Genomic DNA, 23,375 nt, shown 5'->3' with positions numbered 1-23,375 from the left:
GCCGGCCTGCATCAGCGGGACCGGCTCTTTGCTTTCCAAGCCGCGCTTTCCCAAGCGGGGTATTTTTAGTAATTTCCCCGGTAAATTCAATAGCGCAGCTATTTAAAACCAACAATGAAAGAAGAAAACAAGGAAAACGAACAACAGATCAATGTGGAACTGTCGGAAGAGATGGCAGAGGGTGTGTATTCCAACCTGGCAATGATCGCCCATTCCAATAGCGAATTTATTCTTGACTTCATCCGCCTCATGCCCGGCGTTCCGCGGGCGAAGGTGAAAGCCCGCATTATCGTAACGCCCGAGCACGCCAAACGCCTCGTTGCCGCATTGCGCGACAATATCCAGAAATACGAAGACCAATACGGCCCCATTCAGAACTCGCAGGACAACGAGCCTACCTTCAATTTTCCGATTAGTTTCGGAGGCCCGGGAGGCGAAGCGTAAGCGCGGCTATATCGCTATTAATCAGGTACTTCGCGAATTAGGAGTTTGGCTTCCTTGATGATTTTTTGTAACTTTTGCCAAACTCTTAATCACCATGGCATCATTCAAACTTACAATTAACAACCGCGCATACAATGCAGAGGTAGAGGGAGATACCCCGCTGCTGTGGGTATTGCGCGACAATCTGGGCCTTGTAGGTACCAAATATGGGTGCGGCATCGCGCAATGCGGCGCCTGCACCGTTCACCTGGATGGCAAGGCTGTCCGCTCCTGTGTATTGCCGGTTTCGGCCGTAGGTAAGGCAAAGGTAACCACCATCGAAGGGCTGTCGGAAAAAGGAGATCATCCGGTACAGAAGGCATGGGACGAGGTCGACGTAGCGCAATGCGGATATTGCCAGGCGGGCCAGATTATGACAGCCGCGGCGTTCCTCAAAGAAAAACCCAAACCAACCGACGAAGAAATCGTCGGAGCGATGAGCGGCAACCTTTGTCGCTGCGGAACTTACCATCGCATTCGCGAAGCCGTTAAAGTTGCAGCTTCTAAAACCAACTAACCATGAGCACTTTAAATCAGACATCGCGTCGCGACTTCATGAAGATCGCGGCTGCGGCCGGTGGCGGTTTGTTCCTGGGATTCAACTGGTCGGATACTACTGCCGCGCCGGTTGTAGTAGACGCGAAGCACATCGCGGCCGGTTCGGTGAAGTTCAATAGCTACCTGTCCATCGGTTCCGATAACAGCATTACGATTATTTCGCCAAACCCGGAAATCGGGCAGGGTATCAAGACCGCATTTCCGATGGTGGTGGCCGAAGAGCTAGACGCCGATTGGAAATTGGTAAAAACCGTACAGGGGCATTTGGACAATGCGGCTTTCGAACGCCAGGTAACAGGCGGCAGCGGCGCCGTTCCGCATTCGTGGGAGCGCCTGCGCAAGGCGGGTGCGACAGCACGTCATTTGCTTATCAATGCGGCAGCTGCCAAATGGGGCGTGCCCGCTTCCGAAATCACCACTGCGGACAGCAAGGTGTTTCATAAAGCTTCCGGTAAATCAGGCAGTTACGGAGAATTCGCCGAGGCGGCGGGCAAGCTTACCGCACCGACGGATATTAAACTGAAAGACGAAAAATCCTTCAAACTGATCGGGCAGTCGGTCAGGAATGTGGATAACAAGAATATTGCCACCGGTAAGCCGCTTTTCGGTCTCGACTTCTATCGCGAAGGAATGCTTTTCGCGATTATCCAGCGGCCCAAGGCTTTTGGATTTAAACTGAAATCGGTTGATTCCGCGGCAGCCAAAGCAATGCCCGGCATTGTGGATGTGGTAACCTTTGAAAATAGCGTCGCGGTAGTCGGTAAATCTACCTGGCAATGCAAAAAAGCACGCGAAGCGCTCAAAATCGAGTACGAAAAAGCGGCCGACCTTGAAAGCTCGGAAGACCACAACCGCATTTTCTCCAACCTCATGGACAATGGCGAAGCCACCGTTCGCCGGAAGAATGGCGACGTGGAGGCCGCATTCAAAGGTGCTGCGAAAGTTATCAAGGCTGAATATCAATGCCCGTTCCTGCCGCATAGCCCATTGGAACCGATGAACTTTTTCGCACATGTACGCGAGGATGGCGTGGAACTCGTAGGCCCGACGCAGACACCCGACCGCGCACGTGGGGAAGCGGCGAAAATCACCGGCTTTCCACCCGAAAAAATCACCGTTGAAATTACCCGCCAGGGAGGTGGCTTCGGACGCCGGCTTTCGGCTGATTTTGCCATTGAAGCGGTACACGTGTCCAAACTGGTAAAAGCACCGGTGAAGGTAATCTGGACCCGCGAAGATGATATGACAGGTGGTACTTACCGTCCTGCAGTTCGCTACCGGTTTGAAGCGGCATTGGATAAAAATGGTGAAATGATCGGCTACAAACTCCGTGGGGTGGGGATTAACTCGGGTAACCCTACCCGCGAGGATAATTTTCCATCCGGTTCGGTAGATAATCTGCTGATTGACTCGGTAGAGCATAAATCGGCTATTACTACGGGGCCGTGGCGCGCACCGATCACCAATTTCCTTGCTTATGCAGAGCAATCGTTTATCGACGAAGTGGCGGAAGCGGCCGGGAAAGACCCCATCGAATTCCGTCTGGCACTTTTAGAAAAGGCGAAAAAGTCACCGGCTGGCGAAGTGAAATATGATGTCGACAGGATGATCGCCGTGATCAAACTGGCGGCGGAAAAAAGTAATTGGGGCAAGAAAAAAGGCGTTCACCAAGGCTTTTCTGTTTACTTCTCGCACCGGTCGTATGTGGCGCAGGTAGGCGAAGTAGTGGTTGAAAAAGGTAAGCCTGCATTGAAAAACGTCATTGCGGCTGTTGATTGCGGTATTGTAATCAACAAAAGCGGCTCGTTGCAGCAGGTACGCGGCGGGGTCGTGGATGGAATCGGTCACGCGATGTTCGGTAATATGACTTTCAAAGCCGGTACGCCCGATCAGAGCAATTTCAATGGTTTCAGGTTGATTCGCATGAACGAGATCCCGGAAGTCGATGTACATTTCGTCGACAATGGAATTTCGCCGACCGGCCTGGGCGAGCCTGCATTGCCGCCAGCAGGAGGAGCCGTTGCAAATGCATTCTATAAAGCAACGAAGCAACGCCTTAGAAATCAGCCTTTTATTAATGAAGAGGCATTTAAAGGCATTTCGTAAATATTAATTCGTACAAATTGTAAGACAGTAAGGTGAAAATGTGATACCGCATTTTTATCTTACTGTCTTTATTTATAGCGGGGTAGAAATGTCAGATATTCAGCCCTGTTTTTCTTCCTAAACCATTCAATACCAATGAAAAAGATCGTTACACTGTTTTCTGCATTGATATGCATTGCTATCACTGCATTCACAATCGCGGAATTTCCGCAAACCGACATTTCAAACGGAGTCATCAAAGCAAAGCTGTATTTGCCGGATGGAAATGAGGGCTACTACCGCGGCGTCCGGTTCGATTGGGCGGGTGTGGTGCCTAGTCTGGAATATAAAGGGCATACCTATTTTGGCACATGGAACCAGGCGCCATATGATCCCAAGCTACACGACGCGATCATGGGACCCGTGGAGGAATTTACACCGCTTAATTTCGATGACGCAAAGCCGGGCGAGCAATTTGTCAAGATCGGCGTAGGGGTCCTGACCAAACCCGATGATAAAAAGTATTCGTTTGCGACCAATTACGCGGTTAAAAATCCGGGCAAATGGTCGGTTACGAGGGGCAACGACCAGGTCGCTTTCATGCATGAATTGAAAGACGAAACCGGATATGGCTACGAGTATCACAAGACATTGAAACTGGTAAAAGGCAAACCACAACTCGTTTTGGAACACACATTGAAAAATACGGGTACCAAACCGATCGTGGCGAGCACCTACAACCACAACTTTTTCATGATCGATAACGAGCCATCGAATGAGAATATCCGCATTGTATTTCCTTTTGAAGTGAAGGGAGAAGGCAGAGGATTTGGAAGCATTATCAACGCCAATGGTAAAATGCTGAACTATTCGCGCGAAGTGGTCAAAGGCGACCAGGTTTTCAGCGCCGGTTTGCAGGGCTTCGGGCCTACTGCGAAGGATTATGATATTCGGATTGAAAATACCAAAACAAAAGCGGGCGTACGGATTACCTGTGACCAGCCGCTGGAAAAGCTGGTCTATTGGGCTTGCCCTACCACATCCTGCCCCGAACCTTACATTAAGATCGCTGCCGAGCCGGGCAAGGAGATCAAATGGAAGGTGACCTACGAGTTTTATACCTTTTAAAGAAAGCGGCCGGATTTTTCTAAATTCGCACCGCATTTCAACAAACTAGTCAATGGGTTCGCATAAACACCTGGATAAAGCATCGGCCGCGGGACTTCTGGTCGCATTAGGGATTATTTACGGGGATATCGGTACGTCGCCTCTTTACGTAATGCAGGCGGTGATCGGTACCAACAAGATTACGAATGACGTCGTTTACGGGGCAGTTTCCTGTATTTTCTGGACGCTTACATTACAAACGACCATTAAATACGTGATCCTCATTCTCCGGGCCGATAATAAAGGTGAGGGTGGTATCCTTGCATTGTTTGCGCTCGTTCGCAGGCGTGCAGCCTGGCTCACCGTCCCGGCCATTATCGGGGCGAGTACCCTGTTGGCCGATGGGATTATTACCCCGCCCATTTCGGTGTCGTCCGCGGTGGAGGGTTTGCGTATACTTTATCCCGATATTCAGACGATCCCGATCGTAATCGCCATTCTGACGCTGCTTTTCATTATTCAGGTTTTTGGAACGACCATTGTGGGCCGGGCATTTGGTCCGGTGATGGCGATATGGTTTCTGATGCTGGCCGTACTGGGTGTTGCACAGGTGATCGATCACCCGGAGATCATGAAATCTTTAAGTCCGTTTTATGCATACCAGCTCCTGGCAAACCATCCCGGCGGTTTCTGGATGCTCGGGGCTGTGTTCCTATGTACCACCGGTGCGGAAGCGTTATATAGCGATTTGGGCCATTGCGGTCGCGGGAACATCCGCATTAGCTGGGTTTTTGTGAAAACCTGTCTGATCCTGAACTACTTCGGTCAGGGTGCGTGGCTGATCGTGCATTCCGGCGATCTGCTGAATGGCCGTAAGCCTTTCTACGAAATCATGCCCGACTGGTGGCTGCTACCGGGGATCGGTATTGCCACTACGGCCGCCATTATTGCCAGCCAGGCGCTGATCAGCGGGTCGTTCACGCTTATCTCGGAGGCGATCCGTTTGAATTTCTGGCCGAAGGTCCGGCTGGTATACCCAAGCGATCAAAAGGGCCAGCTTTACGTGCCGAGCGTGAACTGGCTCCTTTGGGCCGGCTGTATCGGTATTGTCCTGTATTTCAAAGAGTCCTCACATATGGAGGCGGCGTACGGGCTCGCGATCACGCTTACGATGATCATGACCACGATCCTGATGTCGGTATACCTGTACGTGAAGCGCGTGAGCAAATCGATTGTGATCGTTTTTCTGGTCATCTACCTGGCTATCGAAGGCTCTTTCCTGGCCGCTAACCTGTTGAAATTCACGCACGGCGGCTGGGTTTCGCTGGTGCTTGCTACCGTTATCGGATTGGTGATAACTGTTTGGTTAAAAGCATATTATATCAAAATGCGATTGACCGAATACGAAAGCCTGGAAAAATACATCGGACCGTTAAAGGAACTGAGCAACGACATTAGTATTCCCAAATATTCCACGCATTTGATATTTATGTCGAATGCGTCGCGCGAGAGCGAGATCGAAAACAAGATCATCTATTCGATCTTTTACAAACGGCCGAAACGCGCGGATATTTACTGGTTTGTACACGTGGAAACGACAGACGAGCCTTACACAATGGATTACCACGTGAATATCCTTGCCGAGGACGATGTGATCAAGGTGACGTTCCGCCTAGGCTTCCGGATCGAGCAGCGTATCAACCTTTTCTTCCGTAAAGTAGTGGAGGATATGGTGCTCAACAAAGAAGTGGACATTACCAGCCGGTACGAATCGCTTAGCCGGCAGAATATCACGGGCGACTTCCGGTTCATTGTACTCGAACGTTACCTTTCGCTCGAAAATGATCTGCCGTTCATGGAGGAACTGATCATGAAGATTTACTTCGGGATTAAAGGAATTACTACATCGGAGGACAAGTGGTTTGGTCTTGACAGTAGCTCGGTGAAAGTCGAAAAAGTGCCTTTGGTGCTGACACCCAGCGAGAAAATCCGCATGAAAAGGGTGTATAGCTAAGAAGTTGACTGCGAAGTAGTTCGAGGAGAAAGCTTAATATTGAGATTCCCATTTATCCAAAGGCTTATCGCCCATTTTGGGTATATCGCTACGCATTTTGTGGATGAGCTCTTTGGAATTCACCGGTGAAAATGCTGTGACAGGCCTGAGCCTGTGCCTAATTTCTGGAACGCTTTTAGTGCGGACAAGTGCCTTAGTAGTGGTAACTTTTTTCACTAAAACAGAATGGACCATGAAATACCTTGCATGCATATTTACAATGCTTCTGGGGATTGCCGGGGTATTTGCACAAAATCCGGTGACACCGGAACCGTCAGTACCAAAGCCAGTACCGCAAACAAGTCCTGTTCCGACAACAGCACCTGAAACGAAGCCTGAATTCAATTCGCCGCAGTCGCCTAACCGACCCGCTCAGATACCATCGGAGGATACGCTTATTAAAGGACAAAAAAGCTCGGGGGCCGTTATACGCGACACGCTGATGCCGGCCGATAACAAACGGAATAACCGCTCAGAACGTAGGAAAAACCGCAAGGGAACCGCTGAAACCGATGATACCACTTCGGCTCAGCCACAAACCGATCCGGGAAGAAAGCCGTGAAACAAGTGAGATTGAAACTGAAAGCCCGGAAGCGATTCCGGGCTTTGGTGTTTAGTGTCGAGAAGAGAGAACAGGTTCCGGTGTCAGTGTGTGTGATTCAGGGAAGGATAGGTATGGAAGTCGTTCTGCCGCTGTGTAGCAGGTTCCAGGTCGTCTTCCCAAAACGGCTGTGTGATCACCGCTTTGTTCTTGTTGACCCAGGTACACCAAACCTTCCCGCTGAATACCCGTTTGGTAACGGGAAGCGTGGCCGATCCGTTGTGATTGACCACGGTCTCGACGATCTGGTATTCGTCAACCTGCATGAGCTGGTTGCCGTCTTTTTCCTTCACCCAATCGTCTTTCATAAACTTAAAAGTATCCATCGGTCTTGAGTTGATTTTACGTGAAGGGAGGGAATCAAATCCTGTGCCAGAAATTATACATTTTCAAGAATGCAGTAAGTTGAATAAGGTCTATCGAATTAACTAGTAGAAATATTTCAACAAAACTACGACAAGGAACAAGCGCCGGTAAAATCCGTTAACTAACCCGGATTTCGCGTTGGATGGACGGAAAGGGAAGAACTCGGCAGGGGATGTTTTATTGAGAATTCAAAAGACATTCGTTGGGATATGAAGTACTTCAAAACGGGCATTTCGCTTATTGTAATTTTACTGGTTGGGCATTACCTGCATGCGCAGTGGACCGCGCCCTACGCCAACAGCTGGATCGATGATGATCAACCCTATGTAAAAATCGGAATACTGAAAAAAGGCCTGCACAGGGTTCCATTCTCTGCTTTGCCCAAAGGATTCCCGGTAAGCTCTCCCGATAAGTTTCAGCTGTGGCGCCGGGGTAAGGAGGTGTCCATTATCAGCACGGCTAATCAGGAAATCGTTTTTTATGCTGGTCCAAACGACGGGGCCAGCGATTCGCTGCTGTACCGGCCTATGAGCGCGCGTATGAACCCCTATTACAGCTTTTATTCCGACGAAGGCGCGTATTTTCTGACGGTCGGCAATCGGCCCGGAAACAGGGCGAAAGCCGCGCCCGCTCCCGCGGACGGATCGATTCCGGTGGTAACGCATCACAATGAGCATATTACCAAAGTTTTTCAACAGGATTATTCCTTCGGAACGAACTACCCGATCAACCCCGGCTTTTGGAACAGCTATTACGAACTGGGAGCCAGTAGGACGAGCCTCGTATATAAGGATAAAAGCGAAGCGGTGATCGATTTTAAGCTGGACGATTTTGTAAGTAACGCAGGTACTCCGAAAATCAAACTAATGCTGCACGGACGGAGCAAGAATAGCCGGAAACTGGAACTCTACATCGGTAAAAACAAGAATGCGTTGCGACTGGTGAAGGCATTGGACAATACTGGTTTCGCTGCGGTTGAATATGCATTTGAAATCAAGCCGGAAGACCTGGATGCGGAGCAGAAAAGTGTGCTGGTGATTCGCAGTCCAAGCAGTGATCCATATGAGCGGTTTTCCATTGCCTATTATTCCATTGAATACCCCGGAAAGCTCAAAATGGGAACCCGGCAGGAGTACCTATTACCCGCAGTTTCGCATCAATGGAGCAGTATACCGGTTAAAGAGGTCCCGCTTGCATCGAGGATGATCGATATCACGGACGCCGATAACCCGGTGTTGCTAAACAGGGCCGGAGACAATTTGCCTTTGCCGCGCCAGCCGGGCAAGAGCGTGATTTTGCTCTCGACAAGTGAAACGATCGATGTCGCGCCTGCGAAAATCAGGGAAATGCATTTTCAAAATTACGATCCCAAGGCCGCCGACTACATCATTATCACAACCGAAGCACTACGCAGCGGCGCGAAAAGCTACGCCGACTACCGTTCTTCATCGGCCGGTGGAGGTTTTAAACCTGCCATTTTTGCAATAGAGGATATTTATGACCACTTCAATTACGGCGAGCCAAGTCCGGTCGCGATCAAGAAATTCATGGCCTACATGCTTTCCGGGGGCGTTCAGGATAAGTACCTGTTCCTGATAGGGAAGTCCGTCACCCAAAACGAGCGCATGGTGCGTGAGATTCCCGGCGAAGTCCCTACGATTGGCTATCCCGGTTCTGATGCATTGCTCGTAGAAGGGATAGCCGGAGGGGCGGTCAATGCGCCGGTAATTCCTGTGGGCAGGTTGTCGGCGGTAACCAATCAGAATATCACGGATTATCTTCAAAAAGTAAAGGCTTACGAGGCAATCGAGCCTGAGGAGGCGGGCTGGCGGAAGAAGGTCCTTCATTTGAGCGGGGGCAAAACGACCGGCGAAATTGTCCAGCTGCGCGATCACCTGCGTGCATTGGAGCCCGCGGTGCAGAAAGGCATTTTTGGCGGAACGGTGAAATCCTACGTGAAGCAGCAGCCGACCGAGGAAGTGGAAAACGTGGATATCGCTGCCGATCTGAACGAAGGGGTGGGCATGATTACGTTTTTCGGGCACGGGGGCACATTGATTACCGATCCGAGCATTGGGCACGTGCGGGATGCGAACCGCGGTTATCATAATCTGAACAAATATCCGGTGATGTATTTCAACGGTTGCGGGGTCGGGAACGTGTTCTGTAACCGGTTCAATCCGACGCCGCCGAATCCCAAGGCCGCCGACCGGATCACACTCTCCCTCGACTGGCTGGTAGCGCCTGACCGTGGCGCCATTGCGGTCATTGCCAGTTCGTTTGAAAGCTTCGTGAGTCCGGGCATTACGTATCTCAGTTCGCTCTACCATCATATGTTCGAAAACACCGAGACCGTTGGCCTGCCGATCGGGAAGATTCAATTGGCGGTGGCTAACGATGTTTTATCCAAACATAAAGATCAGTACAATATCGCCTACGTACATCAATCGCTTCTGCAAGGCGACCCGGCATTGCGGCTGCTTACCGTCGCCGGACCCGACTATGCCGTGCAAGCCGGGGAAGGCATTACATTGTATTCCGATTCGGTCAACAAGACGATCGGCGAATCGGATTCATTGCGGGTGAGCGTTGCGCTGACGAACCTGGGACGGTTTGTCGCGGGACAGGTCGTGCCGGTGGAGGTGATTTATACGGGTGAAAAAGCGCCGGTTTTCCGGAAAGTGAATATTAAATTCCTGGCTTCTAAACAGGTTTTTCAAATATCTTTTCCAAACGGCAAAGACGTTAAATCCATCAAAGTGCATATCGATGCAGCACAGACATTGAAGGAGCTTTCCCGCAACAACAATGTCTCCGAATTGGTAATCGACTGGAATCTGGTCAAGGACATGCAGGTCTTCTCGGACAAAACATTGAAAGACAATATCCCGCCTATCCTGAACGTCAGTACCGGAGGCCGTTTTCTAAAACAGGAAGAATCCCTGCCGCCAAACCCGGTATTCAACATCTCGCTCACCGACGACCGGGCACTTCCGGCCGACACCACACTTGTTGATATTTTCATACGGCCCTGCCGCAACGACGAATGCAATTTTGAACGGATGCCTTACGCAAGCAATCATTTACAGGTCCGCGCGTCGGGTAGCAATGCGCTGGAGGTCGAATACCCGGCAGCGCTTGCCCCGGGCAAATACGAAATGATGGTGAACGCCCGGGACGCCTCCGGCAACGAGGTTACCCAACCCTACCGGATGTATTTCAAAATTGTGAAGCCGGAGGATATGCAACATAGCCTCGTAGTAAGCCCCAATCCGACCACTTCCTACCTGCGCTTCGAATTGAAACGCGCTATGGCGCAGCCGTTAAAGTCGGTTCGGTATTTGATATACGACCAGCGGGGAAACCAGTTGTACGACGAGGATTTGTTGGTTCCCGACAAGAAGCCGGTAATGGAATGGTATTGGCAACCTAAAAGCAACGTGATGCCCGGGCTTTATAGTTACACGGTTCTGCTAATCGGGGCATTGGGTGAAACGCTGGACGTAAGGAAAGGCAAGGTCGTCATTCAATAGCGGTACCTCAGGTTTTAAGTAATTTAATTAAAGACAGTTACAACCAAATGCATTTCAAATACATCCTTCCCCTATATTCTAATCCACCTTAACGAAATGCATTATGAAAGTTTCTAAATCGGTATTGCAGGCTGTTGCCGTTGCGGTTACAGTTACTGCGCTTGCTACTGCTTGTACAGACAGTACTATCGGGCCAAACGGGGAAAAAACGACCAAAACCAAAACCGTGGACCCGTGCCCCGCTTGTGGAATGGGGTGATAATGCATGTCTGAAATCTACTCATCGATTGCCTGTAACCTGGACGCCCATATTTTACAGGCGTCCTTGCCCTTGTTCGAACAGGAAAGGGTGGAAGCCATTGAGTGGTCCTTCGATACACTTTTCAGATTTGATGAAATCCCGGCCTGGTTTACCGATCTGGTGAGCGAATTCAGTAATGGTAACCGGCTCATTGGCCACGGCGTGTACTTTTCATTGTTTTCCGGAAAATGGTCGTCAGGGCAGCAGGAATGGCTCGATAAGCTCAAAAAACTGTCTGACGAATTTCTGTTCGACCATATTACCGAACATTTCGGTTTCATGACCGGTGAAGATTTTCACAAAGGCGCGCCTATCGGCATTCCGTTTACTTCGCAGACACTGGCGCTGGGGAAAGACCGCCTGCGAAGAATCCAGGACGCATGCCGGTGCCCGGTGGGGCTGGAAAACCTGGCTTTTTCGTACTCGATGGACGAAGTGAAAAAGCACGGAGACTTTCTGAGGGAATTGGTAGAAAGCGTAAACGGTTTCATCATTCTCGACCTCCACAACATTTACTGCCAGGTTCACAATTTTGACATCGCTTTTGACGACATTATAAAGCTTTACCCGCTGGATAAGGTGAGGGAAATCCATATTTCGGGCGGGAGCTGGGAACACACGCTGATGAATTCGGGCAGGCCGGTGCGGAGGGACACGCACGACGATGCTGTTCCGGAAGTGGTGTTTGAATTCCTGGGTAGTGCAATTCCAAAATGTCCGAATCTTAAATATGTGGTGCTGGAACAATTAGGCACCGCGCTTGATAACGAGTCGAGCCAGGCGGCATTCCAGTCTGACTTTCTTCGAATGGACAGCATTATCAAATCGCTGACGCCGAAATCTCCTCAAATACCCGCAGATACATTTGCACCGCTGCCGGCAAATGCAAACACTACTCCACTGGAAGATCCCCGCCTGCACAGGCAGCAGGTTCAACTATCGCGCATTCTGGAAACGGCTTCGGATGTAAATGAAGCAAGAACCATGCTGCTTTCCTCCGATCTGCACAATACCGCCTGGAATGTTGAAAACTGGGCGCCTTACATGCTTGAAACGGCCATAGCCATTGCCCGGAAGTGGCGGAATGGCTTTGAATAAGGCGAGGGAATTTTAATTATAACATAACATTCGTGTAATTTGCTGACAAAAAATAAATTTGTGGGTATTCTTGTTTAAAGCAGTCAAGACCTGTCCCGGGTTGATTTCAAATGGAGATTGCAGAAAAAAAACGCACCCAAAGATCAGTTGCCAGCCAAACACCGTTCGAACGGTCTCTCGCGAAGAGAATTTCAAAAGCTTATGCAATTTGCGAGTTGCTAAGCGGATCGGAAATCTATACCCCGAGATCCGATATTGATACCATTGAGCGGCTACGCGAAGAACTGGCATTATTCGATATTTTAAGCATATCGTTTTTCGAGGCTGTTGACAACTACGTGGACGTGGCCCTGACGAGAAAGCAACTCTTCAAGGGGGCTAAGGATGGTATCAAGGAAACATCCTATGAGATAAAGAAACATGTCACACGCGATATGACTTCGAAAAAGCCGCATCAGGATGAGGTTAAAGAACTGTACGCTGCGATATATGCGCAAAATCCCCTGGCCCCTCCTTACGATTTTGCGAAGCCGACCCTGGATAAGGACCTCGGTGCATTTTTTCTTTCATACAGCACGCTGTTTGGCTATTTTAAGTTGTTGGTAGAAAAGGTTCGTAAAAATCAGTCGACACCCGAAACCTGCCCTTTTTCCGTCACACATTGCGAGACGCTGCTCTTGCAAGCCGAGAATCTGACAAAGGAAGTCGAGCACCTGCTTCAAAAGGTTTATGTGCTTAATGAAGAAAGAAGGTACATTTTCGAGCAAATCAAAAACCGGTGTACGGCCATATGCAACAGGAGCAGGCATGTACTTGGGTCTCATGACGACACCTATAAGTGGGTAAACAGGCACCGGCTGTCGATCATGTAGCCGGCGGCACTTAACAATAACTTAATATTAAAGACATATCGAAGTAATGTGGGCAGGATAGTTTTGTGTCAAAATATGACACCTGATTATGAAACACTTAATTACGACGATTACCCTTCTTTTAATTACAGCAGGTTTTACGTTTGCCCAGGTAGGGTCCATCAAGGGCTCTGTCAAGGATGGCAAGAACAATGAGGCCATTATCGGCGCGACTGTTCAGATAATCGGAACGACCGCTCCACTGGGCTCTGTTACGGATGTCGAAGGTAACTTCGAAATTCAGAAGGTCCCCGCAGGTTCCTACAAAATCCAGATCAGCTACGTTTCCTACGCAACGAAGGACATCGAAAACGTCCGCGTTGAAGCAGACAAATCTACGCTCATCAATGCCGTGCTTGTTGAAGACAACAAAACGCTTCAAGAAGTAGTGGTGAAAGGGCAACGCCAGACCAACACCGAAGTTTCGGTCATCACGGAGATCAAACAGGTTCAGCAGATTGCGGTGGGTATTTCGGCCCAGCAAATCCAGCGGACACAGGACCGTGACGCTTCTGCGGTTATCCGCCGCGTGCCAGGTATTTCCATTTTCGACGACCGTTTCATTGTAGTACGCGGTTTGAACGAACGTTACAATACCGTACTCCTCAACGACATTATCACTCCTTCTACTGAGGTAGACACTAAATCCTTTTCCTTTGACCTGATCCCTTCTTCGGCCATTGACCGGATGCTGGTTTTCAAGTCGGCTTCGGCAGACCTTCCGGGCGACGTAAGTGGTGGGGCTATCAAAATTTACACTAAAACCATCCCCGACGGCAACAGCTTCTCCGTGAATTTCTCGACCGGATACCGTGCAGGAACTACTTTCAGCTCGGCTACCAGTCACAAGGGAGGCGGATTGGAATTCCTTGGTATCGAGAACGGTACGCGTACATTGCCTGATAATTTCCCGAACAGAAGAGGGGTTATCCTGAATGCGAAATCGCCAACCATTATCCAGAAGTTCCAGGATTTGCCGGATTACTACGCACCAAAGCAGATCAATGTATCCCCCGATTGGAGAGCGGGTATCAATTTCAGCCGCAGGTTCTATATCAAGGATGTCGAGGTTACCAATACTTCCTATATCAACTATTCTTTCTCACGTATAAATAATACCGTTAGTCAGAACCGCTTCAATTTCCCAGGCCAGAAGACGGAGTTTTTCAACGACCAGTTCTTGCAGGAGAATGCGCGTTTGGGTATCATGTCGAACTGGGCATTTATTCTCAATCCTAAAAACAAGATCGAATTCCGCAACCTGTTCAACCAAATGGGTAACAAGGAAACGGTTGTCCGTGGCGGTGGAAACATTGAAAATAACCTGGATTACAGCAACGGAGCTTTCCGTTACGAAGCCAGGAGCATTTACTCGGGCCAGCTGAGCGGTACGCACGAACTGACTGCGAAATCGAAACTTCGCTGGATCGCCGGTGCGGGTTATACCTACCGTAACGAGCCTGATTTCAGAAGGTTTACCTCGACACGCCAGACTGACACTAACGAGCCATTCCAGATCAACCTGCAACAATTCGAATCTCCGACATTGCAACAGGCGGCGCGTTTTTACTCACGTTTGGGTGAGATCGTGGGCACCGGAACCGTTTCCTACGAGCAGCTGATCGGCGCGAAAAAGGATGAAGCGGAGCAACAGGCGAAACTGAATGTAGGTACTTATGTTGAATACAAAGACCGTAAATATTCGGCCCGCTGGTTTGGTATCGTCAACCCGAACCGCGTAGGAGACGAACTCCTGACACAAACTCCGGCGCAATTCTTCCAAAAATCGAACCTGGCTTCCGACAAAGTATATTACACGGAAGGAACGAACTTTGACGATAAGTATTCGGCACAAAACCTTCTCACAGCGGGTTATGCATCGTTCTACTGGCCTATCACCGAGCATTTGAATGCAACCGTAGGTTTCAGGGGTGAATATAACCGCCAGCAATTGCAAGGTTTCGAGCGTGGAGGTGGTATCGAGGTAAATGTAGACCGTCCGGTTTTCACTCCCCTGCCTTCTGTTAACCTTACTTACAAATTCAATGAACAGCACGCCGTAAGAGCAGCTTACAGCACGACTGTCAACCGCCCCGAATTCCGCGAGCTTTCACCAAGCACGTACTACGACTTCAACTTCGACGTATCACGCAAAGGAAACCCGAACCTGGTAAATGCAACGATTCAGAACTACGATTTGAGATACGAGTTCTACCCAAGCAAAAGTGAGCTGATCACATTGTCGTTGTTCAACAAGACATTCAAAAATCCGATCGAAGCGGCGATTTTCTACAACGGCAGCACGGTGGCATTTACCGTGGCCAATGCAAAAACGGCTTATGCCAGAGGGGTTGAACTGGAAGTTCGCAAAGCCCTTTCGAACCCTGACAACGCAACCTTCCTGAGCAAAATGCTCGTGACGTTGAATGCATCGCTCATCACCAGCGACGTGAAAACGAACGTAACTACCGGTAGTACCGACCGTTACCTGCAAGGACAATCGCCTTACCTGATCAATGCCGGTCTATTCTACAACGACGACGAGCGTGGCTTGCAGATCAACGCATTGTACAACGTGATCGGAAAGCGCATTTACATTATCGGCGACAACGTTATCAGCGCCAATATCTTCGAAATGCCGCGTAACGTGATCGACCTGAACATTATCAAATCTATCGGCAAACGCCTCGAAATCCGTGCAAGCATCCAGGATCTGCTCAACCAGCCTTTCCGCTTGTACCAGGATACCAACCGTGACAATAAGATCGATACCAAAACGGACGGTTTGTATCAGAAATACCGCAGAGGAACCTATTCAATGATTGGCCTGCGCTACACACTTTGATCATAAAAATTAAAAACAAATCAATTAAACGACCTGTTAAATGAAAAAGTTAGCAACTTGGTTATTGGCAATGCTGGTATTATCCGCATCGTTCGTAGTTGTGTCATGTAAAACTGATGATGATGGACAAGATCCGGGACCAACGAATCCAGTGGGTGAAACAATTACCGTAAAAGGAACAATTTCAGCTTCGACAACCTGGAAAGCTGCCAACAAATATATTCTCGAAGGTTTTGTATACGTTGACAACGGCGCGATACTGACCATCGAACCGGGAACGATCATCAAAGGTGATAAACTGACAAAAGGTACGCTGATCATCAAGCCGGGAGCGAAAATCATGGCGGAAGGTAATGCTACCAAGCCTATCGTATTTACTTCTTCACAGGGAAAAGGCGCCCGTAACTACGGCGACTGGGGTGGTATCATCCTCCTTGGAAAAGCTCCGGTAAACAAAAATCCGGCTACCATCGAAGGAGAAAACGTATCGACTTTCGGAGGAACGGATGCAGCTGATAACTCAGGTACTTTGAAATATGTACGTATCGAGTTCGCTGGTATCGCTTTTGAAACGGATAAAGAAATCAACGGTCTCACTTTTGGCGGCGTAGGTTCAGGAACCACAATCGACTTTGTACAAGTTTCATACAGCGGTGACGATGCTTACGAATGGTTCGGCGGAAACGTAAACGCAAAACACCTGATCTCATACCGTACATTGGACGATGACTTCGATACCGACTGGGGTTTCAGCGGAAACGTACAGTATGCAATGGCTTTGAGAGACCCTGCTGTTGCTGACCAATGCTCATGCTCGGATTCAAATGGTTTCGAATCGGACAACGACGCTTCCGGATCAGGTGCTGCACCTAAAACAAGCGCTAAATTCAGCAACGTGAGCATCTTCATTGCTCCTGGCACTCCTAATGCCAAATACCGTTCGGCATTCCGTATCCGCAGAAATTCAGCTGTCAGCATCTACAATTCAGTTGTTTCAGGAGCTTATCCCAAGGGCGGTCTTGAACTCGAAGGCGACTCTACACAGGCTAACTTCAAAGCTGGAAGAGCGGATTACCGCGGATTGGCTTTGGCGGGTATGTCGAAAGCAATCGTGTCAGGTGATACTACCCTGCTGAAAGATGCGGCCCGCAAAAACATGTTCGGTGCCGACATCGCTACTTTGAAACTGGATGCTGCTTACAATACGCTTGGCGCAGGTTTGAAAGTACTTCCTCAGGCTGGTTCTCCTCTTTTGACAGGCGGTGTAACATTGCCGGCCGGATTTGAAGCCAACGCATACATCGGAGCATTCGGTACCACCGACTGGACAACCGGCTGGACCAACTTCGATCCACAAAACGCAGATTACTAAGATCTTATATAATTGGTGTCAGAATTTAATAAAAGCCGGGGGCATTGCTCCCGGCTTTTTTATGTTAAAGTTGTAAAGCAACTGCGCCTCTATTTGCGAGTCTTTTCAAGCCGTTTAGCACTTAAATACTTCCTCACAGGCATATCATACACCACCATGACCAGATACGCAGCGCCAACCAGCAGGATGATCCCGCCAACAACTATGAAGGCTAACTGCATTGTACCAGGTTTATGACTGGTATAGTAATTCCCGAACATCCATAACACGGCGTAATGCGTCATGTACAAGGGGTAGGAGATTTGTCCTGAAAAAATACAGGCCTTTTTCAGGACAGGTGCCAACGTTGCTCCCGCGCCTAATGCAATCAGCAAGGGAAAATAAAACAGGACTACCAGTGTTTCGGATAGCCAGTTCCATTTGGAGTAGGGCATCAGAAAAGCCAGCAGTAATAATGCCGACAGGCCGATAAATCCAAGCTTGTTACGGATAATCCAGTTGGAACGATAAATAAGTAATCCCGCCAGAAAGGAATACGAAACGCGGGCGCCTCCATCCCAGAAAGTAGGGCCGCTCCAACCGCCCAATAAATTGCCGGAGCGATAAGCTACAAAGCAAATGGCCATCGCCGAGAGTATAGTGAGTAGTGCCAGGAAACCGCGGCTGATCCGGCAAAGCACGAATGCGTAAACGATATTGGCAATATATTCCCAGAACAACGACCAGGCCGGCGCATTGAAGCTAAAAAGATTATATGCACGATCGGCTATCGCAGGCATCGGAACGAGCAATAGCGAAGATAGAAACGCCAGCGCGATTTTGCCGGTGCTGTACTGCTCGGGATGGCCTCCGAACGGATCGAACAGGAACGCCAGCAAGCCCAGGATTGACCCTGCGATAACCAGGGGATGCAGTCTGATAATTCTTGATATGAAAAACGTGCGGAGGCCCATCTTGGCAATGCGATCGTCATAAGCGTACCCGATCACAAATCCCGAAAGGCAGAAAAAGAAATCGACGGCCAGAAACCCATGGCCGATGAAGTTCATGGAGGGATCGGGAAAGACCCATTCCATAAAGTGGAAGATTACAACGGCCAATGCGGCAACGCCCCGCAATCCGTCGAGGATTTCGAAGTGTTGTTTTGATTGTGGGAGGGAGGTGGGTTTGCTCACAGTTTATGTTTAATGAAAAAAAGCACCTACAACTTGCGTCGTAAGTGCTTTTTGTGTTCGTCGGGATGACAAGATTCGAACTTGCGACCCCTAGCACCCCATGCTAGTGCGCTACCGGGCTGCGCTACATCCCGAACTTTTATAAATGCCCTAAGGCAATTCTTTGGGGTTGCAAATCTAAGAATGTTTTGGATTATTGTTCATTTCAGGCCGAAAAAAATTGATTTAACCTGAAATGAACAACAAATCTGAGTTTTTTCTAGATCGACTCGCTTTGCCAATTCGGATTCACTACCTCCGGTTTGCCCTTGCGGAACCATTTGTCGCGGACGCGCTCGTTGACGTAGTACATACATGGTACCATGATGAGCGTCAGCAAGGTAGAGAATGTGAGACCGAATATGATCGTCCATGCGAGGATGTTCCAGAACACGGAGCTCGGGCCGCCGACGATCAGGTGTGGTTCCAGGTCGCGGAAGAGGCCTACGAAATCGACGGTGATACCTAATGCGAGCGGCACGAGACCGAGTACCGCCGCGGAAGCCGTGAGGAGTACGGGTGTGAGACGGATCGCGCCGCCTTCGATAATCGCTTCGCGCATCGGGTACCCGCGCCCGCGGAGCTCTTCGATGAACTCGATGAGCAGGATACCGTTTTTAACCACAATACCAGCCAATGCGATGATACCTACGCCGGACATGATGATCGAGAAATCTTTGTGGAAGATCACAAAACCCAGCAACACCCCGATCAGCGAAAGCACAATCGTGAAGAAGATAATGAATGGCTTGATCACCGAGTTGAACTGCGTGGCCAGAATCAGGTAAATAAGCATGATCGCGGCACCGAATGCGGTTCCGAGGAACGCCATGGATTCGGCCTGTTCTTCCTGCTCACCGCCCATTTTGATGATGTAGCCATTTGGTACTTCCATTTCCTGGATCACGGTCTGGATCTGGGCAACGATTTCATTGGCATTGTAGCCCGGCAATACGTCGGAGCCGAGGGTTACGATACGGCGCTGATCCTGGCGGTTGATCTGGCTGAAAGTAGTCGAATAGTGGATATTAGCCACGGAAGTGATAGGCACCTGGCGCAATGCACCGCCCATATTCATATCGCGGTACACGACATTCAGACTCAATAGCTTCTCGATCTGTTCGCGGTCGTCCTTTTCAAGCCTTACCATGATCGGGTATTCGTCCTTATCATCACGGAATTTCGAGACTTCCAGACCGAACAATGCCGTACGGACAGCTAATGCAATTTGTTGCGAGCTGATACCTTCACGTTGCGCCTTTTCACGGTCGATATCGATCACGATTTCAGGCTTGTTGGTAACGAGGTCGGAGCGAAGCTGGTCGATACCTTCGATACCCGAATCCTGCACCTTTTTCAGAACGTCTTTTTCCAGTTTTTGCAGTACTTCAAATTCATCACCGGAAATCTCGATCGAAATGGGTTTACCGGTCGGCGGACCTACCGCTTCGCGTTCCACGGAGATTTCAGCACCCGGGATACCGGCGACGGCATCGCGGATCTTGCGGAGAATTGCCTCGGAAGACCTGCCGCCACGTTCGGTACCATATACGAATGCGACGGTTACCTTCGACTTGTGCGGCGTGGCAGAGCGGTCGGGGTTGTACGGGTCACCCGCGTTTTTGCCGACGTTGGCAATCACCGAATTCACCATATCCATTGCTTTTTCCTTTTCCAAAACATCAAAAACACGTTTTTCGATGATCTTGGTCACGGAGTCGGTCACGCGGGCGTCGGTTCCGATGGGTAATTTGTTATAAACGTATACATAATCAGGATCACCGCTTGGGAAAAACAATACCTGGGGTTGCGCAATGCCGGTGATCACGAAGGTGGCGATCAGCAGGATGAAAACCCCGATAATGGCGAATACCGGTCTCCAACCTCTCAAAAGCCAGTCGATGAGCTTGCGGTAACCGTTTTTCAATGCAGGCAGCAAGTTGTCCTGGAACGGTACGAGAATGCGTGGCGTCAGAATGTAGTGGTTGAAAATCCAGAGTATCAATATAAATACAAAGAAATTACCCACACCGCGGTCGATCAGGTAACCGATTGCGGCGGCTACCACGAGGATAAACACCGGGCGGCGGATCGCTTTGAAACTGGTATCATGCGCTTCTTTCTCATCGTCGTGGCGGCCCATGAACGACACCGCAAATACAGGGTTCATTACATAAGCCACAAAAAGCGAGGCCCCGAGCGTGATAATGAGCGTTAGCGGCATGAATTTCATGAATTCCCCGACTATCCCTGTCCAGAAAAGCAACGGGAAGAACGGCGCAATGGTGGTGAGCGTACCGGAAAGTACGGGAATGAACACCTCGCCGGCAGCCGCTTTTACAGCCTGCTGGATCGTCCAGTCCTTATGCATGTTGAACAAGCGGTGCGTGTTCTCGATTACCACAATCGCGTCATCCACCACCAGACCAATACCGAGCAGGAATGCGAAGAGTACGATCGTATTCAATGTAAATTCGGTGCCTACCATCGGACCGATGATCGGCATTAATACAAATGCGACCAATGCGGACAACGGTACGGAAAGCCCCACGAAGATCGCGTCGCGTACACCCATGAAGAACATCAGTACGAGTACCACGAAAATAAAGCCGAGTACAACGGTGTTGATCAGGTCATGCAAATCGGCGCGGGTCTGGATCGACTGGTCGGCCGTGATTTTAACGTCCAGACCGGCTGGGAAACGATTTTCCTTAAAATCCGCGATCACGTTTTCAATTTTATCCGCTGCGTCTACGAGGTTTTCTCCCGAACGTTTGATCACGTTCAGTGTGATTACCGATTTGTTAGCGAGGCGCGCAAAATCCTGCTGCTCTTCGAAGCTGTCGGCTACTTCCGCAATGTCGCCCAGGCGGACGGTCGCGCCCGTGGACGTACGAATGCGAATGTTTGCCATATCGGCTACATTGGTATATTCTCCCTTCACGCGCAGCGTACGGCGCACGCCCTGCACGTTCAGCTCGCCGCCCGAAACGTTGATATTTTCACTCTGGATCGCCGTTTGTACATCGTAGAATGTCAACCCGGTCGATTTCATGCGGTCGAGGTTCACGTTGATCTGAATCTCGCGGTTCAATGCACCGAGAATATCCACGCGGGTAATTTCCGGCAATGCTTCGATCCCGTCCTGCAAATCTTCGGCATATTGTTTGAGTTGTTTCAAAGAATAGTTACCCGCAATGTTGACGTTCATGATCGGGAACTCCGAGAAGTTCACGTCCTGGGCCGTCGGGCCGGAGTCGAGGTTTTGGGGCAAATCGGTTTTCGCCTTATCCACGGCGTCCCTTACTCTTTGCAAAGCCACTTCCACAGCCACATCCGGTGTAAATTCCACCAGGATTACCGAAACGTCCTGCAATGCATTGGATTTGATCTTTTTAACCCCGTTGAGGGATTTGAGCTGTTTTTCGATCGGTTTGTTGATCGTGTTTTCGATATCGGCCGGCGCGGTCCCGAAATACACCGTATTGATGTAGATCTGCGGGATTTTAATATCCGGGAACTGCTCCTTAGGCAGGTTATTGTATACCATGAACCCCGCCAGCGTAATGATGAACGTAAAGATGTAGATCGTCGTCCTGTTCTCTACGCACCAGTTGGTGAAGCTTAGGGTTTTGTATTCGCTAAATTTCATAGGACTAATTTTGAATGAGTGAATGGCACTAGTAGCTAATCGGCTGGCCGTCCGACACTTCCTGGTAACCCAGCGTAATCAGCGCGTCTCCTGCCGACAAGCCTGAAAGGATTTCGACCTTGCCATTGTAGCTCAGGCCGGTCTTCACTTCTTTCGCTTTGGCTACTTTCTTGTTGCCTTCGGTCACGGCTACATACACCACGTTTCCTTTCTCGGTGCTCTGAACATAGTTCTGATCGATCGCCAGTGCGTTTTTGCTGGTGGCGTCGTTGATCTGCACCTGTGCCATCATATTAGGCTTGATATCGCGGTCGGAAGGTAAATTGGCCTCGATCGTGAATGTCCGTGACAATGGATCCACAGCAGTGCTCACAAATGTTACGCGGGCTTTGAACTCCTTTTTCAGATCAGGAAACTTCACGATTACCTCATCACCCTTTTTCACGCTGGCCGCATAGACGTCCGACACTTTGGCCGACACTTTCAGGTTGCCCAGGTTTACCACGCGCACGACGCCTACACCCGGGGAAGCCATTTCACCTACCTTCACATTCACGAGGTCCACCACACCGGACATGGGCGATACGATGTTCGTCTGTGAAAGCTGGGTATTCAGCGTAACCAGTTTCTTTTCCAGCGATTCTTTGTTGTTTTTTGCTTGAAGGAATTGCAGCTCGGTACCGATCTTCTGGTCCCAGAGGTTTTTCTGCTTTTCAAAAAGCGTATTGGCGAGGCTCAGCGATGTTTTTAGTTCCTCGATGGATTCGGTCAGAATGCTGTTATCGATTTTTCCGATCACGCTTCCGGCCTTCACCCCGTCGCCTTCTTTGACATACATCGCCACGATCACGCCGCCTGTTTTAGGTGTTACCAGGACGTTGTTTTTTGCATCCACGGTGCCTTGCAGCTCCACATAATGCTTGAATGTCTCGGCATTCAACGTATCGATGGATACCGGCTTTATCTTGGCTTCCGTCGTTTTCTTCGGGTCCAGTTTGCCGATCTCGATTTCGAGCGCCTTGATCTTCTTTTCGTTATCGACCTGCTGGGCTTTCAGCGCGGCGAGTTCTTCTTTTTTGCCTTCCAAACCTTCTTTCTTGGCGGAGCAGGAGGCCAGAATGGTGGCAATAGCGGTTATAATCAGAATATTGCTTTTCATGGTATTGGTAAGTAGCTGTTTCAAATTTTGTAAAGTG

General features: G+C 49.6%; 16 protein-coding genes and 1 tRNA gene. 12 read left to right on the top strand and 5 right to left on the bottom strand.

The genetic code is table 11. From position 1 onward, the window contains the following. The first annotated feature begins 114 nt into the window (after positions 1-114). The 6 genes from BMW93_RS23230 to BMW93_RS23200 all read left to right on the top strand — a co-directional run bounded on the left by BMW93_RS23230 (position 115) and on the right by BMW93_RS23200 (position 6,848). Positions 115-444 carry a DUF3467 domain-containing protein gene (locus tag BMW93_RS23230; protein WP_090381969.1) on the top strand — a complete coding sequence of 110 codons (330 nt, stop codon included), beginning with the start codon at positions 115-117 and terminating at the stop codon, positions 442-444. Between the two features lie 94 nt (positions 445-538). Further along, entirely contained in the window at positions 539-1,000 is a 462-nt protein-coding gene (locus tag BMW93_RS23225; RefSeq protein ID WP_090381966.1) for a (2Fe-2S)-binding protein, read from the top strand. Between the two features lie 2 nt (positions 1,001-1,002). Beyond that, positions 1,003-3,147, top strand: coding sequence for a xanthine dehydrogenase family protein molybdopterin-binding subunit (locus tag BMW93_RS23220; RefSeq protein WP_090381962.1), 2,145 nt, complete (start codon positions 1,003-1,005; stop codon positions 3,145-3,147). 135 nt (positions 3,148-3,282) lie between these two features. Beyond that, positions 3,283-4,254: a hypothetical protein gene (locus BMW93_RS23215; protein ID WP_090381960.1), complete on the top strand. Its 972-nt coding sequence runs from the start codon at positions 3,283-3,285 to the stop codon at positions 4,252-4,254. 52 nt (positions 4,255-4,306) lie between these two features. Further along, entirely contained in the window at positions 4,307-6,247 is a 1,941-nt protein-coding gene (locus BMW93_RS23210) for a KUP/HAK/KT family potassium transporter (protein WP_090381957.1), read from the top strand. Positions 6,248-6,350: 103 nt separating this feature from the next. Then, a complete protein-coding gene (locus BMW93_RS23200) occupies positions 6,351-6,848 on the top strand; it encodes a hypothetical protein (protein ID WP_143061711.1) in 498 nt (165 codons plus the stop codon). Positions 6,849-6,931: 83 nt separating this feature from the next. Here the strand turns inward: BMW93_RS23200 and BMW93_RS23195 are convergent, their stop codons facing one another. After that, a complete protein-coding gene (locus BMW93_RS23195) occupies positions 6,932-7,213 on the bottom strand; it encodes a hypothetical protein (RefSeq protein WP_090381949.1) in 282 nt (93 codons plus the stop codon). Positions 7,214-7,462: 249 nt separating this feature from the next. Here BMW93_RS23195 and BMW93_RS23190 point away from each other — a divergent pair, with 249 nt between their 5' ends. The 6 genes from BMW93_RS23190 (at position 7,463) to BMW93_RS23170 (ending at position 17,313) form a co-directional block, all read left to right on the top strand. Continuing rightward, entirely contained in the window at positions 7,463-10,786 is a 3,324-nt protein-coding gene (locus tag BMW93_RS23190; RefSeq protein ID WP_090381946.1) for a C25 family cysteine peptidase, read from the top strand. 103 nt (positions 10,787-10,889) lie between these two features. Next, positions 10,890-11,045 carry a hypothetical protein gene (locus BMW93_RS35550; RefSeq protein ID WP_177194176.1) on the top strand — a complete coding sequence of 52 codons (156 nt, stop codon included), beginning with the start codon at positions 10,890-10,892 and terminating at the stop codon, positions 11,043-11,045. 6 nt (positions 11,046-11,051) lie between these two features. Continuing rightward, complete coding sequence (locus tag BMW93_RS23185) at positions 11,052-12,185, top strand: DUF692 family multinuclear iron-containing protein (RefSeq protein WP_090381944.1); 1,134 nt, start codon at positions 11,052-11,054, stop codon at positions 12,183-12,185. A 110-nt stretch (positions 12,186-12,295) separates the two neighbouring features. Next, positions 12,296-13,057 carry a hypothetical protein gene (locus BMW93_RS23180; protein WP_143061710.1) on the top strand — a complete coding sequence of 254 codons (762 nt, stop codon included), beginning with the start codon at positions 12,296-12,298 and terminating at the stop codon, positions 13,055-13,057. An 88-nt stretch (positions 13,058-13,145) separates the two neighbouring features. After that, complete coding sequence (locus BMW93_RS23175) at positions 13,146-15,941, top strand: TonB-dependent receptor (RefSeq protein WP_090381938.1); 2,796 nt, start codon at positions 13,146-13,148, stop codon at positions 15,939-15,941. A gap of 40 nt (positions 15,942-15,981) precedes the next feature. Continuing rightward, positions 15,982-17,313 (top strand): hypothetical protein, encoded by a 1,332-nt coding sequence (locus BMW93_RS23170; protein ID WP_090381936.1) that lies wholly within the window; start codon positions 15,982-15,984, stop codon positions 17,311-17,313. Positions 17,314-17,402: 89 nt separating this feature from the next. Here BMW93_RS23170 and BMW93_RS23165 read toward each other — a convergent pair whose 3' ends face one another. The 4 genes from BMW93_RS23165 to BMW93_RS23150 form a co-directional block, all read right to left on the bottom strand. Beyond that, positions 17,403-18,488, bottom strand: a complete 1,086-nt coding sequence (locus tag BMW93_RS23165; protein ID WP_090381933.1) for an acyltransferase — start codon at positions 18,486-18,488, stop codon at positions 17,403-17,405. A 60-nt stretch (positions 18,489-18,548) separates the two neighbouring features. Beyond that, positions 18,549-18,622: transfer RNA gene (locus BMW93_RS23160), tRNA-Pro, on the bottom strand. Between the two features lie 125 nt (positions 18,623-18,747). After that, the gene (locus tag BMW93_RS23155) at positions 18,748-22,179 is read right to left on the bottom strand and encodes an efflux RND transporter permease subunit (protein WP_090381930.1); all 3,432 of its coding nucleotides are present in this window, start codon (positions 22,177-22,179) and stop codon (positions 18,748-18,750) included. 28 nt (positions 22,180-22,207) lie between these two features. Beyond that, positions 22,208-23,338: an efflux RND transporter periplasmic adaptor subunit gene (locus tag BMW93_RS23150; RefSeq protein WP_090381926.1), complete on the bottom strand. Its 1,131-nt coding sequence runs from the start codon at positions 23,336-23,338 to the stop codon at positions 22,208-22,210. Positions 23,339-23,375: the final 37 nt, after the last annotated feature.

It is taken from the genome of Dyadobacter sp. SG02 (assembly GCF_900109045.1).
GTDB lineage: Bacteria > Bacteroidota > Bacteroidia > Cytophagales > Spirosomataceae > Dyadobacter.
The sequence above is the reverse complement of the archived record's forward strand: the minus strand, read 5'-3'. Positions and strand labels throughout refer to the sequence as shown.